Origin of the sequence: Methylobacter psychrophilus (assembly GCF_025583945.1) — a bacterium.
GTDB classification, from domain to species: domain Bacteria; phylum Pseudomonadota; class Gammaproteobacteria; order Methylococcales; family Methylomonadaceae; genus Methylobacter_C; species Methylobacter_C psychrophilus.
In genome coordinates this window covers 14,352-29,331 of sequence record NZ_JAOEGU010000024.1, presented here as the reverse complement: position 1 = coordinate 29,331, position 14,980 = coordinate 14,352, and the positions used below count along the sequence as shown (strand labels likewise).

Here is a 14,980-nt window from a genome sequence, read left to right as displayed (position 1 = left end):
GACCAAAAAATCTGACTCAAAATGGCTTTCCCTCGCTACGACTCCTATTCTCGGACAGCCTCCTAGTTGTTAGTTGATCATATTGCTTTATTGCGTTCATCGCTATGGAGGCGGTAGACAACTCTGAAATTTGTGTCAACTTGGTCATATCCAACATCATGTCAATATTAGATTGATTTAGTCCTTTATTTTTTAAATTCATTTTTGTATATAAACTGGTAAATTAGAAGATATAAGCTTTTAATAGATACTGGTTAATAGCTTGCATTAGATTTACTTCATATTTATACGAGTCAGCCATCACTGAACCCCCAACGCCTTGTAAACTGCATCAACCGGATCGGCGAAGAAGCTGATCTGAAATTTAGAAAATATCTCGGCGGGTACCGTAGGAATATCCGATGCTGATGACATCGGCAATAGCACGCGTTTTGCGCCGCTTTCCAAGGCCAATTGCAGGCAGCCTGCCAAGTCTTCAACCGGATTAATAACGCCACCCAAAGTCATATCACCCAAGACGACCATTTGTTCCTGAACCGGCTTGTTCATTAAAATTGAACAAAAAGCGATCATCGCTGCCAGGCTTATTTTGTTACTGGGGCCGGTGTTATGCAGTTCGACGGCATGGATGTGATATTCGTGATCAGAGAACTTGGCGGTCACACTAATACGGTTCAGGTTGCCTTTAAAGTAATCAAAGCCCACCCGAACTGACTCTTTAGCCGCTGTATTGGAACCTAACCCTGAGACTGAGTGTTTGCCATTACCAGCAGTCATTTGTGTTTCAAAACGGTAAAGGCCTGGTTGATCTGTTGCCCCTTTAGTCACCAAATGCACTACACCAGGCTTGGCAATGCCTTCGGGGATAAGTTGGCTGCCGCCTTGTTCAGGCACATTAACAAAGAACTCTTCAAGGGTTTCATTATCGATGTAGCTAAAATGCACATCAAAAAATTCCATGCCGCCCAGTTTTTTCAGCTGTTCTTTAATACGACGCCTGACTTCAAGCGCGTAGGTCAGACAAGTCCGGACATTGTCTTTATCATAAATACCGTTGGGATAAAGCAGCTTCATTAAGCCGGATACCGTTCGGCGCACCGCAATCACATCCCGTTGATTGAGATTATTGCCCAACTTAAAATATTTATCGATGGCATCGGCAAAGCTGCGTTTACGCATCTCCCGCATGTATTCGGCCAAGTAATCGGTAATAAGGCCGAAGCGGTCGGTAAAGAATTCTGGACGCATTTTAGGAATTTCCCACCCTGGAATATAGGCATGAAAACGGTCAAAAAACGCGGTATCAATCATGGCTTCCGGAAAAGGTGCCAAGAGGTGACTGGTCTTTACCAGTGTTTCAACGCTGTGGTTGATGTTGCCAATAAAAACCATCGAGGCCTTGCCTTCAATGGAATCACGACCTCGCGAAAAGGAACCCGAAGCCATATAATCCTTCATGATTTGTATGCCGTCCCTATCCTTAAAATTCATGCCGGCCACTTCATCAAACGCGACCACATCCCACATACCCACCAAGCCGATTTGTCGGCTCGTCATATTGTAGAAGAGGTTAGCGACCGTCGTTTGTCCACCCGATACCAATAAGCTGTTGGGAGAGCATTCTTTATAGACATGACTCTTGCCCGTTCCGCGTGGTCCTAGCTCACAGACGTTGTAGTTATTTTCTACGAAGGGAATCATTCTGGCGATTAAATGCCATTTAACCCTAAGCGTTAGATTGGTTGGCTCCATACCCACCGAACGAAGCAGGACGTCCATCCATTGGTCAACTGTAAACTGTTTTCTGGCCTCGAAAATCTCTTCCATATCCATCGATGGCATCTGGATCGGCTTGAGCGTCTGAATTGAAAAAGGAGAGGTTTTCTGGCCTTCTTCGTAAAAGTATTGCGCAGTGATAATGCACCAGATACCTCCGGTTAACAGCTTTTCATTCTCCTTGACGATATTGGTGGGCACCAAGGCATTTTTAATACCTAAATTAGACAGTAGTGCCTCATAAACATCCTTATTTTGGTTCAGTTTTACGGTGACTTTATCAATAATCCGATAATTTCCCCGCTCACGGATCAGCGACTTTATCTTTTCGGCTTCGTCAGGACGCACATAATTTTCTGTCAGTATGCGCTTAACGCTCTCCATGCCGACACTGACCACTTCATCGTCATTGGAAGCGCAATACATGCCCAACAGGTATTCAAGTACATACACAGGGACATTCGCCCCTTCTTTTAATTGCTTGGTCAGGTCTTTTCGAACTACACGACCGCTGAAATACTTGTTCAGCAAGGCATCAAGATCCTCACTGCGTAGCTCGCTCATTTCAGCGCCAGGATTTATGTTTGTCTCAACACTATCATTCATGTCATCGTTCATTTAAAAAAAGTCATCCTGAATTGCCAAGTCAATGGTGACGGCATACTGTTGATAACGGGTCTGTGTTTCACACGCTTCCAATACCAAGGTATAGGCGGCATGTCGATCAAACTGTGAGCCAATCAATTTTAACCTCGCTTCTCGGGTACGCTCATCCATCACCTTGGAGCTACTATCAAAATTCAGCGTCTCACGACTGGAAACAATACGGCCTTCACTATCGACAATGTAAACTTCTAACTGCCGTGGAATAAAGCCCTCCCCTACGGGATCGGTTTGGATAAACTTAATCTTGTCGATATTGTTCACCAGCTTGATCGGTAACCTGGCGACAACGACACCGACCTGCTGTTTCTCATGCCTGGCCGCTTGGTCTTTTTTAAGACTTTTAATATAGACAACGGGGATACAGATTTCCTGTAGCATGGCACCCCCATGAACAAACTTGGCTCCACCGACAAAATGGAAACGTTGTATACCTTTGGGTACCACGAACTCTGTGTCACCCGAAGCACCCGCCGTATTGGCCACTTTACCTTTCCAGTAAGCCTCATCTGAGGGCAGATTATCGCCAACGATATAGCGTTTCTTGGCTTCAATAGCGCCGTTGGGTTTCATCGACAAAGCGGTCTTGTCAGGTTTATCTAAGGCTTTCTGCTGAAAAAGAAAGCCGTGATCTGACGTTAATACTATCTGGCTGCCATTTAGCCGATTAATAATCCGGCCTATCAAGTCCGTAAGTTCACCGATTGCATCACGGCATACCAGTGGTGTCCGGTCTTCGCCGCCTTGCTTGTCACAGATAAAATCAATGGTGTCGTGATAGATATAAACCATCTGGCTATCGCAGATTTTTTCTCTACCCTCTTGATTACTCCAGTTCATCAGCTCTTTAGCGCTAACCGCCATGCCATTAAATTTTTCCAAAACAGCATTCCGGTTATCCAGACCAGCAGTTGATTGCCCATCAACCAATACGGTGGTGCTTCCTGCTTGATATTCCAGTGTTTTATGGGGCAACAAAGCGGCCATGCCTAATTGCGTATAACTGGGTAACACGCCTAATTGCGATGATAATTCTGCTTTAAAGCGCTTCTCACCGTTGATAATAACGGTCAGTTCTTCGGCAATCTCATAACGCAGGGCATCAGAAATAATCACAAAAATGCGCTTGGTTTGTCTGGCGGCAATCCGTGGCTTAACGGCTTCTTCATAGAATTTGTACTGCGAAGAAATACCCGACAACCGCCAGCTTTCCAGCCGCTGTTCCTTTGCCAACAGACGATCCCAAGCAGTGCCCAGTTCATAAAGATACCAGTTGGTGTAAAGGCTCTCCACCGCATCATCCAGTTGCCTGAGTATCTCGGCACCAATATTCACCAACGCCTGTACATGCTCGTTAAAAAGACGGTACGCCTGATCAAACTGATACAGATCCGTCACATAAGCATCGTACATTACCTTGCTCGACTCATAATGAAAGCCATCGACAAAGCGTTGCCGTAAATGCAGCAACAATTCTGCATTGCGCATGGCTTCGTAAATGGCAGTATATTCTTTTCTGGATAAACACCAATGGCCGACCAAACGACGCGAGAGTATGGTTTCAAACAACGAACGATCCAATGACTTGGCGCTATCCAATAAATCACGCACCAAGCCACGGATGATGGCTTGTTCAACAACTTCAAAGCTGCAACATTCAACTAACTGATTGGGCTGATAATGCGCGCACTTATTAGCCACTTCCAGCTTCTGGCCCAACATATTAGAAATAATATCGTGATACTGCGCATAACTGCGACTGTCACACCAACTCGCCATAAAAGCCAAAGCGGTTGCCCGTCCGGAAGACGTTTTCAGCACATTATTAAGCAACCAGTCACGATCCGCCGCGTCAATCTGGCTCCATAACTCAGTGCAAAACAGCTTTAGCGCAAAATCAGGTAAGCTGGGCTCTTTTGCCTCATAGCCAAACTCCTCAGCCAAATTAAGCCATAAAGAATCAGCCAGATTAAATTTAGTAACCGCCTCTATTAAGGGTAGTTCGTCAGTCTCAAGCCCTACGGCATAGTCCTTTAGCAAGCTTAAAAGAATATCAGGCACCGACGCCGAATCAGCCTTAACCACAACGGCCAGCATTTTACGATCCAATGAACGCTCATCTTCGTTTTCAGTGATGAAGCGTTTCAACGCGGTAATACGTTGTTTACTGGCAAAAAAGTCTTGTCGATTGCGGATATGCGCTCTCAACGACATCTTTTGGATACCTAGTTCGTTAAGCAACATTGAACTGGCATCGGCGTAAAACTGTTCACTGTACAAACGAATATCCAGAAACCAATCCTTATCGGGATCAGGCTCGGCATAAGGAAAGTACAACAAAAAACGGCCTTCAGGCTCATCCAGCTCTATACGTTTCTTGGTCTCAAAGATTGATACACCCGACATATCCAACACTGTCACTTCAGGTATTACGATAGAGGAAAGCACTTCATGAAAGCTCTGTTCAGGGTCGTGCCAGAATAACAATCGGCATTCTTTAGCCGTTCCAATAGCAAATTTTGCTTCGATGCCTTGCTGTAATTGGGTAATGTCCATTAACAATTTTCCATTTTGAGTCTGTATTTTATGCTGTTAGGTTTATCTGGGATCGTCGGCTCTACCATGCCATTCTCATTAATTAGATTTGACTCCATGTACTTGGTGCCTACTTGATGCCGACTTGGTGCCATTAATAGCTATTGCCCTGTTTCCTGAGCAAATATACGACACAACCACAGCTCCAATTCTTTGAACAACGGTAGTTGATTGTCCAAAAGCTGATCGGTAATCGCTGCATAAAGACCATGTCCAGGTTGTTTTTGCCATGCCAGCCAGGTTGCCACCTCTGCTTTTGACAATAAATGTTCAGGGAATTTACGAGTAGAAACTTGTTGTACGGCCTGTGTTGCTTGTTGAAAAAGTGCTTGTTCACTCACGTTGACGCAGGATTTTATCCAATCTTCCAGCATGCCTTCATCCTGATTATTCGGCATTATCCATAAACCAAAATCGGCTAAGCCATCTGAATGTTTATAAAGTATTCCGCTTGCCGCATTTTGATCAAACTCAAAACCAAATGGCCTGACTATATCTGATACCCTCTCAATAGTTTTTTGATAACCCAAGCCATTGAGAACTAGATAATCAGCATCAACAATTATTGCAATATGTGTTAAACCATCTTCAATAAGCAAGAGAGGTAACAAAGTGGGCAATAAATTAAATACACCTTGCTTAGAATTGCGTACACCCTCTAAATCCTTCGGTGAGGCGACCCTTACCTCAGTATCTAACACTAATGACTTACAAATTTGTTCGAAAAAGCCTTTATCCGCCTCACCCTCAACTAACAATATTTTCTTAGAGGCTGCCATTAACGCACCTCAACATCAGACTGGGTAATACTATAAAGCTGCTCTTGATCGAATACAGTTGAAATAACTCGCCCTTTATCACTGGTACGAACACTTTTACCCACTCTAAACAACACGCCATCAATGTCTTTTTTATCCATTGCGACTTTGGCAAAACTCTCAATACAATCCCAACTATGAGTAGTCGCAAATACCTGAATATCTAACTTATCCGATAACTCAAACAATAAGCGCCATACTTTTTCCTGTACGCTATAGTGCAAGCCGTTCTCAAGTTCATCAATTAAAAGGAAGCCATTTTTAGCAGAAAATAGTTTTAATACTAACTGCAAAATTCGCAACATACCGTCCCCTAAACTATTTAAAGGTACTGGTCGTGATATTCCCTTAATTTTGACTTTAGCAACACGTCTAACTGCTTTACTTTCACTATAAGAAAAATCATTAACAAAGGTAAGATTCACAAATTCAGGCAAGATGATTTTCATGGCTTCCTTAACTGTCTCTTCGGCCTCAGTGAGAGCAATACTATCCCAATCATTGGCTAACTCATTCATTGCGATTAATTGCGTGGGTATAAAACTACAGGGCATCGGATTACCCACCGTGACATATCGTCTAAAATCAGCGCTAACAACATTAAAATCGATAGTCGTTGTGTCAGTATTTTTTTTTACCAAAAGCCCTTCACTAAGCACCTTACAAATTTTTTTTAACTCAATATTTGTAATGGAAGTAGAGCGCTTAATCGTTTCTTTATTACCCTGCTCATCCGAGACAAAGTAGTCTTTTTCAACGATAAAGGCGTGGTGAATTTTTAACGCTGTATCAGTACCATCAATCTCACCGATAACAATAGGGCTTTCACCCTCTGGAAACGCTCTATGAGTAAATAAGTCTTCATAGGGCAATGAGGTATCAAGACCATCATAGAGGTTTTTATCTAAAAAATGCTTCTCATCATGACTTTGAGCAATTTTCTCTAACAATTCTTGATTAGCATTACCCGCATATATCCTTAATGCTTCCAGCACCGAACTTTTACCCGAGTTATTTTTACCAACGATTAAGTTAACTCGTCCTAGCTTAGTAACCTGAAAATCTTCAAGTGACCTAAAATTTTTAATGTTCAGTGAATTAAGCATATTGATTCCTAGGCATCCCATTAATAGTATACTTTCTCATTCCTTACCACCCGTAACAGCCTTAACCTCGGCCAGTAAATCACCAAACTTGCCGTAGTTTACTTTTACGCCATCATCTAAATCTAGCTTGATGCGCCTGTCGGCATAATGTTTAAGCTTGTCATCAAATGCGCGTAGTTCGGTTTGTTTTTTCTCAAGAGCGATTAAGTCTTTCTTTAACCGTGTAGCTTCAGTGGTACTGGCGTCTTCCATTTGCTTGTTGAGCTGCATGGCAAAAGAGTCATACTTACCCAGTAAAGGCGTGACATATTCAGTACGCATCCGCGACAGCGTGCTTTCATTATAACGATGCAGGTAAACCAGACATTCAAAGCCTTTTTGCTTGCCTGAACTGAACAGCCAATAGATCGGGCGTTTTTTATAGGTTTTCAGGTGGTTTTTATAGAATTGGTTGCATAAATAACGACGAATCGTTTCCAAACTCTGTTCACCGCGTTTGGCAGTAATTCCACTCAGACATAAGCTTTCGGCAACAAAGTCGAGATTTGTTTGCAGATTATCTTCACCCCACACCGTGCGCACAAAGTCACGAAAACGATTGGTGGCATCGTCTTTAAACCATTCCTGATCGGTTAAGGGAATTATGCCGTCGTCGTCAGGTGCAAATTGTAGGGGCGAATTTATTCGCCCCGTAGCGGATGAATCCGCCCCTACAGCGTTGTAAATTTGGTCGAAATCAATATTACCGGAATGGGCATAAATCAAGCCTGATTTATCGAGGCGATAGCGACCCATCATGCAGCCGATGGAGTAGCTAATCAGTTCGGCCAAGGTATCAGATTGGAAGCGCTGGGCAAGTTGTTCGTCGTTCAGGTTGCCGCCGTAACGATATTTTGGGTTGATGGTCAGGGTGATTTGTTCCAGCAGTACATCAGCATCAAGTTCGTCTTGCAGGCCGTAGGCATCGATGAACAAGCGATTATTTTCTTGTTCGAGGCGTTGCATTTCGGCAATGGTTTGGCGGTTTTGAGTTTGCCAATCCGCATAAATAGTGGGTAGATTGTAGGTTGGGTTAGCGGCTTTATCGCGTAACCCAACATTGGTGGCGTCGGTTTGTTGGGTTACACCCTCTGAGGCACAAGCGCTATCGCTAACCCAACCTACGATTAATGGATTTTTTTTGAAGTCCCATGAAGTTTCGTATGAGTCCCAATCAGAGCGGGAAATTTTTATACAATCTTTAATAAAAGCAGAATGTATTGGAATGTACGGAATTGCTTTAATGTCCCTTGGAAGATAAGTTAAAGTAGGATTTAATATATCTAAGATTAATTGCGCTACTTTCGAATTTAATAAACCAGAAATATCTTCTAAATTGTATTCAGAAAACCCACAAGTTCCAGTGGTGTCAAAAGACGCACCTCCAAATACAGATCTTGCACTAAATTTACCACTTCCAATATACGACCAAGAAAGCATGGGGTTAAAAAAGTTTTTTATTCCATCAGGTCTAAATCCTTTTTCTTCTTTCATTTTCCTTAATGCTTCCTCGGAAAAAGATAAACAATATTCTCCGTTTCCATACCAACGTCGAAAATCTCCGCCTTTCATGTGTGGGACATAAGTTTTATTCGATGGAATCACACCAACTTCTAAATTTCTATCAAATATGTTTATTGGAATTTCATGCCACAATCTTAAATATTTTTCATTGCATCCGGTCGTTATCCCAGCATAAGGAAAAAATATCGAGTTTAATTTTGAATTTTCAAATATATCTAAAAATTTATCACTCACCCAATAAGCAATCGGACTACCTGGTATTTTATTAAAGTCCTCCTGTTGTATTTGATTATAGGTATTTTCTTTTTTTAACAAAGCAAGGCGCTTTACTTCTTCATTACCCTCAATCAATCGAAAGAAAGTCGGTCGATAAGTTGAAATAGGTTTTTTAGCCAAAACAAACGCTGTAGTTTGTACAACCTCACCCGATATTTGCCCAAAAGCTCGCGCCCCTAAATGTGCCATAGTGATAAAGGTGTGCGTATCCAATAGTTTTTCACGCATGGCTTGATAACTGGATAAAAACATCCAGCTTTGCATATTGACTTGAGCGTTGTAGCCTCTGTCGTTTAATAGATAAAAAGCCCGTTCCATAAACATCGCAAACAAATCCGATTTACTATCAGGAAAGTGTTTTTGAGCAAATACTTTTAACTCAGGATTCATGCCTTTACCACCCATATACGGAGGATTTGCCACCACCGCATCATACCTCTGCGCCAACACGCAAGCCTGTTCCACAAATGGCAATAACACCCTTGCAGCCATTTTTTTATAATTGTCGCCTTGCTCAATCAATGGCTCTAATTGGTTTTTTAAATCATGCAAAAATTCAGCTTTATCATGAGGAACCTGAATTAAAGAACCAAAGGTTTTCGCGTGTTCAAACAAAACTAAAACGCTCTCTAACGCTGTATAGTCAACATCATCCACTACGTCGATTAGATTGCTTTGAGCATCATCAAAAATGGACTCGGTTGTACCCACTTGCATGACATTATTTAAATCCAACTTCCGCCATAAATCAGGCAAGTTTAAATCTTGAGTGGATTGTAGCGCCAAGACGTTCAACTTGATGTCACGGGTAAAAATACGCCAATCATCTTCCCTGGCTTTCATCATTAAGGCAAAGCCGGCCAACTGGGCAGCTCTATCGTCTATATCCAAACCAAACAGATTGTTTTCCAATATCAGCTTGGGAATGTCCCGACTGCGATAGCCACGTTCTTCATAAATGGCTTTCAGTAAGTTGTAAGCTTCTACCAAGATATGACCGGAACCACAGGCCGGATCAATCACTTTGATGGTTTCAGGTTCAATACTGATCGGTGTCAGCGCGGCTAAAGCGGCAGTTACCGCCGCTTCTTGTTCGGCGGGTTCAATGTAATACTCCATTTGACTTTTCAGGCTGGAATCCGGATAGGTCATCATCCACTGACGACCGACCGAGTTTTGCACCAAATATTTGACGATCCAGTTCGGTGTAAACAATTGGGTAGCGGCGGGAATATCCTCGCTTTTGACCACCTTGCCGATCACCTGATCTTTCTTTTCGGAGATATAAAACTGATACAACCAACCGATAATTTCAACTTGTTCCCAGTCTTCTTCGGGAATGCCATCCACCAAACCGCGTAGTATGGAATCGGTGCGGGTTAAGTTATCGGGCAGCAATAATTCTGTTTCATCATCCAAGGCTTCAAACAAAAAAGGCATGGCCTGATGCAATTGATGGCATTGTCCCAGTAGTAAATAACGATAAAGTTCTTCATCCTTGTTGCCTGCCAGTTTCAATTCAACAATAAAATCACGATCCAGACCCAATGCTTCAGCCGCATCTTGGGCATGATCAAGAATTTCAAAACTATTACCCTTTTCCGGATGCGATAAGACGCGGAAACCGTGTTCCAGATAATCTGTCTTTAGTTCCATAAAACGGATGGCACAAAGCCGGTTAAACCAGGTATAAGCCACCTGCTCTATCAAAGCAGCAAAACCCAGTTGTTCAGCACGAAGTACCAAACGCTTGCGGGCTGATGCCAATGTAGCATCAAAAGCGTTGCCATCAATCTGCATCACCGAACCGAAAAAAGTCGGCTCGCTGATCCTTAATGACTTACCATCCGCATAAATACCAAATTGGTTGAGTCGCTTACCGATCGCTTCAATAAATTCACAACGAGCTTGGGGAGCGTATTTTTTGATGTTGTTGGTGTTCATATCAATGATTTTCCAGATATTTTATTTGTTTTCATGCTGCTATGGTGAGTATGCTACTGCCGCTTTTTGAGCTCATTACATCAATCCGCAAAGCCATTTGCTCTTTTAATTCGGAAACGTGAGAAATGATGCCGATCATACGACCGCTGGCTTGAAGGTCAATTAGAGTCCTAATTGCTAAATCTAATGACTCTGGATCAAGACTGCCAAAACCCTCATCAATAAACAACGTATCCAATTTGATACCGCCTGCGTAGGACTGAACAACATCTGACAATCCTAATGCTAAGGATAAAGCAGCCATAAAAGACTCTCCTCCAGATAGGGTCGCTACTGAACGGTTTTTTCCTGTGTAACCATCCTCGACTTCCAAATCCAACCCAGAGGCTTTATTACCTTTGGCTCGGTCTTCTTTACGAACTAATTGATAGCGGCCATTGCTCATCATATTGAGCCGTTGCGAAGCTTGAATTAGGACATCATCTAGCAGAACGCTCAGCACAAAACGCTGTAGACTGATCTTGTTCCCCGTTTGTCCATTGGCTACTTCACTGAGAGTTCCGTATACGGCATACTGGGCGTCAAGCTCGGCATTTTTTTCATGGGCTTTGGCTAACTTTAATTTGATTGCTTGTAACTGATTACTGCGCTCTTGCAGTTTGCGCCAAATATCATCGAATGATTTAAACAGGTTCGATTTTTCGGTTAGTTCTAATTCAAGTTTATCCATGTCAGGTTGCGATTGTTCTGCAAGGTCCGTCCTAAGTTGTTCCACCGCACCTTTCAAACTAGCCAATGCAGTACGGAAATTATCGATTTCGTCTTTAAGGACTTGTTGCTCATCTTCTCCAATTAACGATTGATGAAATACCTCAAAAAGTTCGAATGGACTTTGCATTAGCGCATCGTTCCATCCCTTCTCGGCTTCGTTGCATTCAAGTTGAAATTCACTTAATTGTTTGCCAAGACCTTCATGAGAAGAGGCTGCTCTATCAAGATTTGACCGTTTTTGGTCAAAATCTGCCTGAGTTTTATTGGCAGTGTCGGTCAAAATTGTGATCTTAGATACTAACTCAGTTATAGCTTTGGTTAATGCCAATGGGTCTCGATAAAGTTCGGGGATATGTTTTTCTAACTGCTCTACATTAGCTCGCGCAAGTATGGCCTGCTCATTATCAAAATTCACTTTGATTTCCAAAGCTGATATTGTTTCAGCCATTCCAATAAGCAGTTTTTTAATTTCAGTAATTCTCAGCGCTATTTCTTTTTGCTTGGTTTGTTTTTTTAATAAGTTTTTGACCTCAGTATCTTTCTCGTTAAACGTTTGTAAAACCTCATCCAACGATTGATCAGAAAGCTGTTCCAACTGCTGCTCTAATTGAGTAATATCTTTCTGATTACCAACGACTTCAAGATTAGCGCCATCGTATGCATCCTTCGCTGTTTGCAAGTGATCACGCTCTGAATTCTCTTTTGATCTCGCATCATCAACCTGTTGTTTAGTAACCAGTGCTTCATCATTAAGAGAATTAGCAGGGGCTGGATGCTCTTTACTGCCGCATACCGGACATGACTCGCCTATTTTAAGCTCTTTGGCCAGTAATGCTGCCTGACCAGAGTGCCATGCTAATTCGGTTTGGCGGACCTGTTTCTGGATCAAATCAAAAGACGTTTTTTTGGCTTCAAAGACATCAAGCAGTCGACTTGCATTCTTTTCCAATTGTTGATGTTGAGTTCGCTTGGCCTCTAGAGCCTTGCGATTTCCAAGTTTAAGGCGATAGGCTTCCAACTCGATCTGTTTGGGAGCTAGAGCTTCTAATTCAATCGCTATTTCATCTATTTTTGTATTATTGTTGGCAAGCTCATTCGATAGGGATTGTTGCGTTATTATTTGGCTATCAAAACCAGCTTTGCTGGCATCAAATGTTTTTTTACGGGTTGCCAGGATATCTTGAGCTTGAGACAACTCTGCGACCCTTTCTTGATATTGTGTTAACTCAATTTGCTGTTTCTTTAATGCATCAACGCATGTGTATGCAGTTTTAGCTTCAATTGATGCATTTTCTGAGATGATTTTTTCTTCTGTTGCTAATTCAAGTAATTGTGCATTTGCAGCAATATTGGCATTAAGTTTTTGCAGCGCAGCATTTTTTTCTTTATGAGCCTTATAGAGTGGATGTATTTTTTGGGCGTTTAATGCGTTATTAAGCTTATCTTGTTTGGCGGTTATTTCAGGTTCAAATGCTACCTTCTCCGCAAGCTCAACTTCTTTACTTTTCAAGTTATCAAAGCGTTGTTTGAGAGCTTGCGCTTGCTCCTTGGTATTGACAGCTAAAACTTGCTGTTCATGGGCTTGATCTTTATTGATCTGTGCCGTAAGTAGTTCCGGCACTATTCGTTCTAGTTCCTCGCCAATTTCTGCTTCGGAATTAACATCTGCACTTTGCAAAATGCCTTTTATTTGATTTTGATGTTGCTCGACAGCTTGCTTGATTGCAGAAGCCTGAGTTCTTAGTTGATCCTCAATACGCTTGTAGATTGAGGTCTGAAACAGTTGACTGAATATTTTTTCGCGTTCTTTCGAGTCCGCCATTAACAAATCGCGGAATTTTCCTTGAGGTAGCACCATGACTTGGCGAAATTGTTCTACATCCAAGCCAATCCGTTTCCTGATTTCGTCGGTTGCATCATTGACACTCTTGGCAACAATAAGGACTCCATCTTCGGTATCATCGAGCTGCCAAAGCTGTGCTTCTGCTTGTTGCGTTGTCGTACCTTCCCCGCGACTTTTTGGGCGATCCTGGGTAGGAAGCCGACGAATACGATAATACTTTTCTCCTAGTTTGAAATCCAAGGTGACTTGAGTAAGTATGTTTGGATCAGCGTGATCACATCGCATTTGAGAAGGCTCTCTTTCCGCTCCCGTTGTTTGCCCATACAATGCAAAACATATCGCATCCAAAATCGAGCTTTTACCTGCACCTGTAGGTCCATTGATCAAAAACAATGGATTTTGACCTAGCCTTGTAAAATCAATACCTTCTGAACCAGCGAATGGACCGAAAGCTTGCAAGGTGAGAGTTAATGGTTTCATGCGACCCCACCTTCAAAGGTAATAATTTCTGCAATTGTTTTCTTGATTGCCTCGTCTTGTTCCGGAGACATACCTTTGCCATGCACCTGCTCGAAAAAATCACGGAACATCTCGAATTCTCCGCATTTTAGCTTATCTCGACTAGCCTGATGATCTGACATTTCAAGCATACCTGGTTTTTCTAAATGCAGTACATTGGGATAGACCTGCCGTAATTTCCCCATTGGATCAAGAATGGCGTGTCGATCAGTTAATCGGACTAATAAATAATCTTCGTTATTTGGATCAACCTTACCTTGTTCGAGGATGATATTCAGTTCCCCTTCTACAATCCGCATATCTCGTAATGGCATCAATGGCAGATGGGTAGTTGATTTAATACCTGTACTATCCATTTCTACGAGCGTCACGCCCTTATTTTGCCTCTGTTCAGAAAAGCTATACTTTAAAATCGAACCAGAGTATCGAATATGAGATTTGCCTTTATGTTGGGGACTATGTAGATGACCCAGCGCAACATAATCGAAATCAACAAAGGGTTCGTAATTAATTCGATCGGCTCCTCCAATCGATAAGGGGCGTTCTGAGTCTGACTCATCACCACCATCGATAAAGCAGTGACTAATAAGTACTCTTAAGGTCTCATCGGACTTTACCGAATTGATCTGCTCGACAATAAACCGATGCGCTTCATCATGAGTAAAAACGTCTACACTGAAATGATTGCGGACTGTTTCGGGGTCGTTGTAGGGGATACCGTAAAAACTAACATCAAATCCTGCACCACTAATAATCACTGGTTCAGTGATCTGAGTAAGTTCACCAATAATGTGCAATCCGGCTTTTCTTAGTTGCCTGGAACCGAAACGTAGTCGTTCTGCTCCGTCATGATTGCCTGGGATAATTAGTACTGGCACTCCCAAGTCCATACATATTTTATTTAAAACATCATCCAGCAGTTCCACAGCGGCTGCAGGTGGTACCGAGCGATCATAAATATCCCCTGCTATGACAACTGCATCAACACATTCATTTTTAATGTGCTCAATCAACTGATCCAAAACGTGCCGCTGATCTTCAAGTAACGAGACATTATGAAACTGTCGCCCAATGTGCCAATCCGATGTATGGATAAATTTCATGTT

The 14,980-nt window shown here is 42.4% G+C and carries 7 protein-coding genes; all 7 read right to left on the bottom strand.

Annotated features, from left to right (window positions below):
- Positions 1 to 300: 300 nt before the first annotated feature.
- The 7 genes from brxL to N7974_RS12235 all read right to left on the bottom strand — a co-directional run bounded on the left by brxL (position 301) and on the right by N7974_RS12235 (position 14,977).
- Positions 301 to 2,382, bottom strand: a complete 2,082-nt coding sequence (gene brxL, locus N7974_RS12265; RefSeq protein WP_262965895.1) for a protease Lon-related BREX system protein BrxL — start codon at positions 2,380 to 2,382, stop codon at positions 301 to 303.
- 12 nt (positions 2,383 to 2,394) lie between these two features.
- Positions 2,395 to 4,995 (bottom strand): BREX-1 system phosphatase PglZ type A, encoded by a 2,601-nt coding sequence (gene pglZ / locus N7974_RS12260; protein ID WP_262965894.1) that lies wholly within the window; start codon positions 4,993 to 4,995, stop codon positions 2,395 to 2,397.
- Between the two features lie 140 nt (positions 4,996 to 5,135).
- The gene (locus tag N7974_RS12255) at positions 5,136 to 5,813 is read right to left on the bottom strand and encodes a DUF3226 domain-containing protein (protein ID WP_262965893.1); all 678 of its coding nucleotides are present in this window, start codon (positions 5,811 to 5,813) and stop codon (positions 5,136 to 5,138) included.
- Positions 5,813 to 6,958 (bottom strand): AAA family ATPase, encoded by a 1,146-nt coding sequence (locus N7974_RS12250; RefSeq protein WP_262965892.1) that lies wholly within the window; start codon positions 6,956 to 6,958, stop codon positions 5,813 to 5,815. Before N7974_RS12250 ends, N7974_RS12255 begins: the two co-directional genes overlap by 1 nt.
- Positions 6,959 to 6,994: 36 nt before the next feature.
- A complete protein-coding gene (gene pglX, locus N7974_RS12245; RefSeq protein WP_262965891.1) occupies positions 6,995 to 10,741 on the bottom strand; it encodes a BREX-1 system adenine-specific DNA-methyltransferase PglX in 3,747 nt (1,248 codons plus the stop codon).
- Between the two features lie 31 nt (positions 10,742 to 10,772).
- Positions 10,773 to 13,835, bottom strand: a complete 3,063-nt coding sequence (locus tag N7974_RS12240; RefSeq protein WP_262965890.1) for an AAA family ATPase — start codon at positions 13,833 to 13,835, stop codon at positions 10,773 to 10,775.
- Positions 13,832 to 14,977 (bottom strand): exonuclease SbcCD subunit D, encoded by a 1,146-nt coding sequence (locus N7974_RS12235; RefSeq protein WP_262965889.1) that lies wholly within the window; start codon positions 14,975 to 14,977, stop codon positions 13,832 to 13,834. Before N7974_RS12235 ends, N7974_RS12240 begins: the two co-directional genes overlap by 4 nt.
- Between the last annotated feature and the right edge of the window lie 3 nt (positions 14,978 to 14,980).

What these genes read in the sequence shown, in the direction of transcription:
- N7974_RS12250 (WP_262965892.1), bottom strand. Translation starts at nt 6,958, where the DNA reads ATGCTTAATTCACTGAACATTAAAAATTTTAGGTCACTTGAAGATTTT.
- pglZ (WP_262965894.1), bottom strand. Translation starts at nt 4,995, where the DNA reads ATGGACATTACCCAATTACAGCAAGGCATCGAAGCAAAATTTGCTATT.
- N7974_RS12235 (WP_262965889.1), bottom strand. Translation starts at nt 14,977, where the DNA reads ATGAAATTTATCCATACATCGGATTGGCACATTGGGCGACAGTTTCAT.
- N7974_RS12240 (WP_262965890.1), bottom strand. Translation starts at nt 13,835, where the DNA reads ATGAAACCATTAACTCTCACCTTGCAAGCTTTCGGTCCATTCGCTGGT.
- brxL (WP_262965895.1), bottom strand. Translation starts at nt 2,382, where the DNA reads ATGAATGATAGTGTTGAGACAAACATAAATCCTGGCGCTGAAATGAGC.
- N7974_RS12255 (WP_262965893.1), bottom strand. Translation starts at nt 5,813, where the DNA reads ATGGCAGCCTCTAAGAAAATATTGTTAGTTGAGGGTGAGGCGGATAAA.
- pglX (WP_262965891.1), bottom strand. Translation starts at nt 10,741, where the DNA reads ATGAACACCAACAACATCAAAAAATACGCTCCCCAAGCTCGTTGTGAA.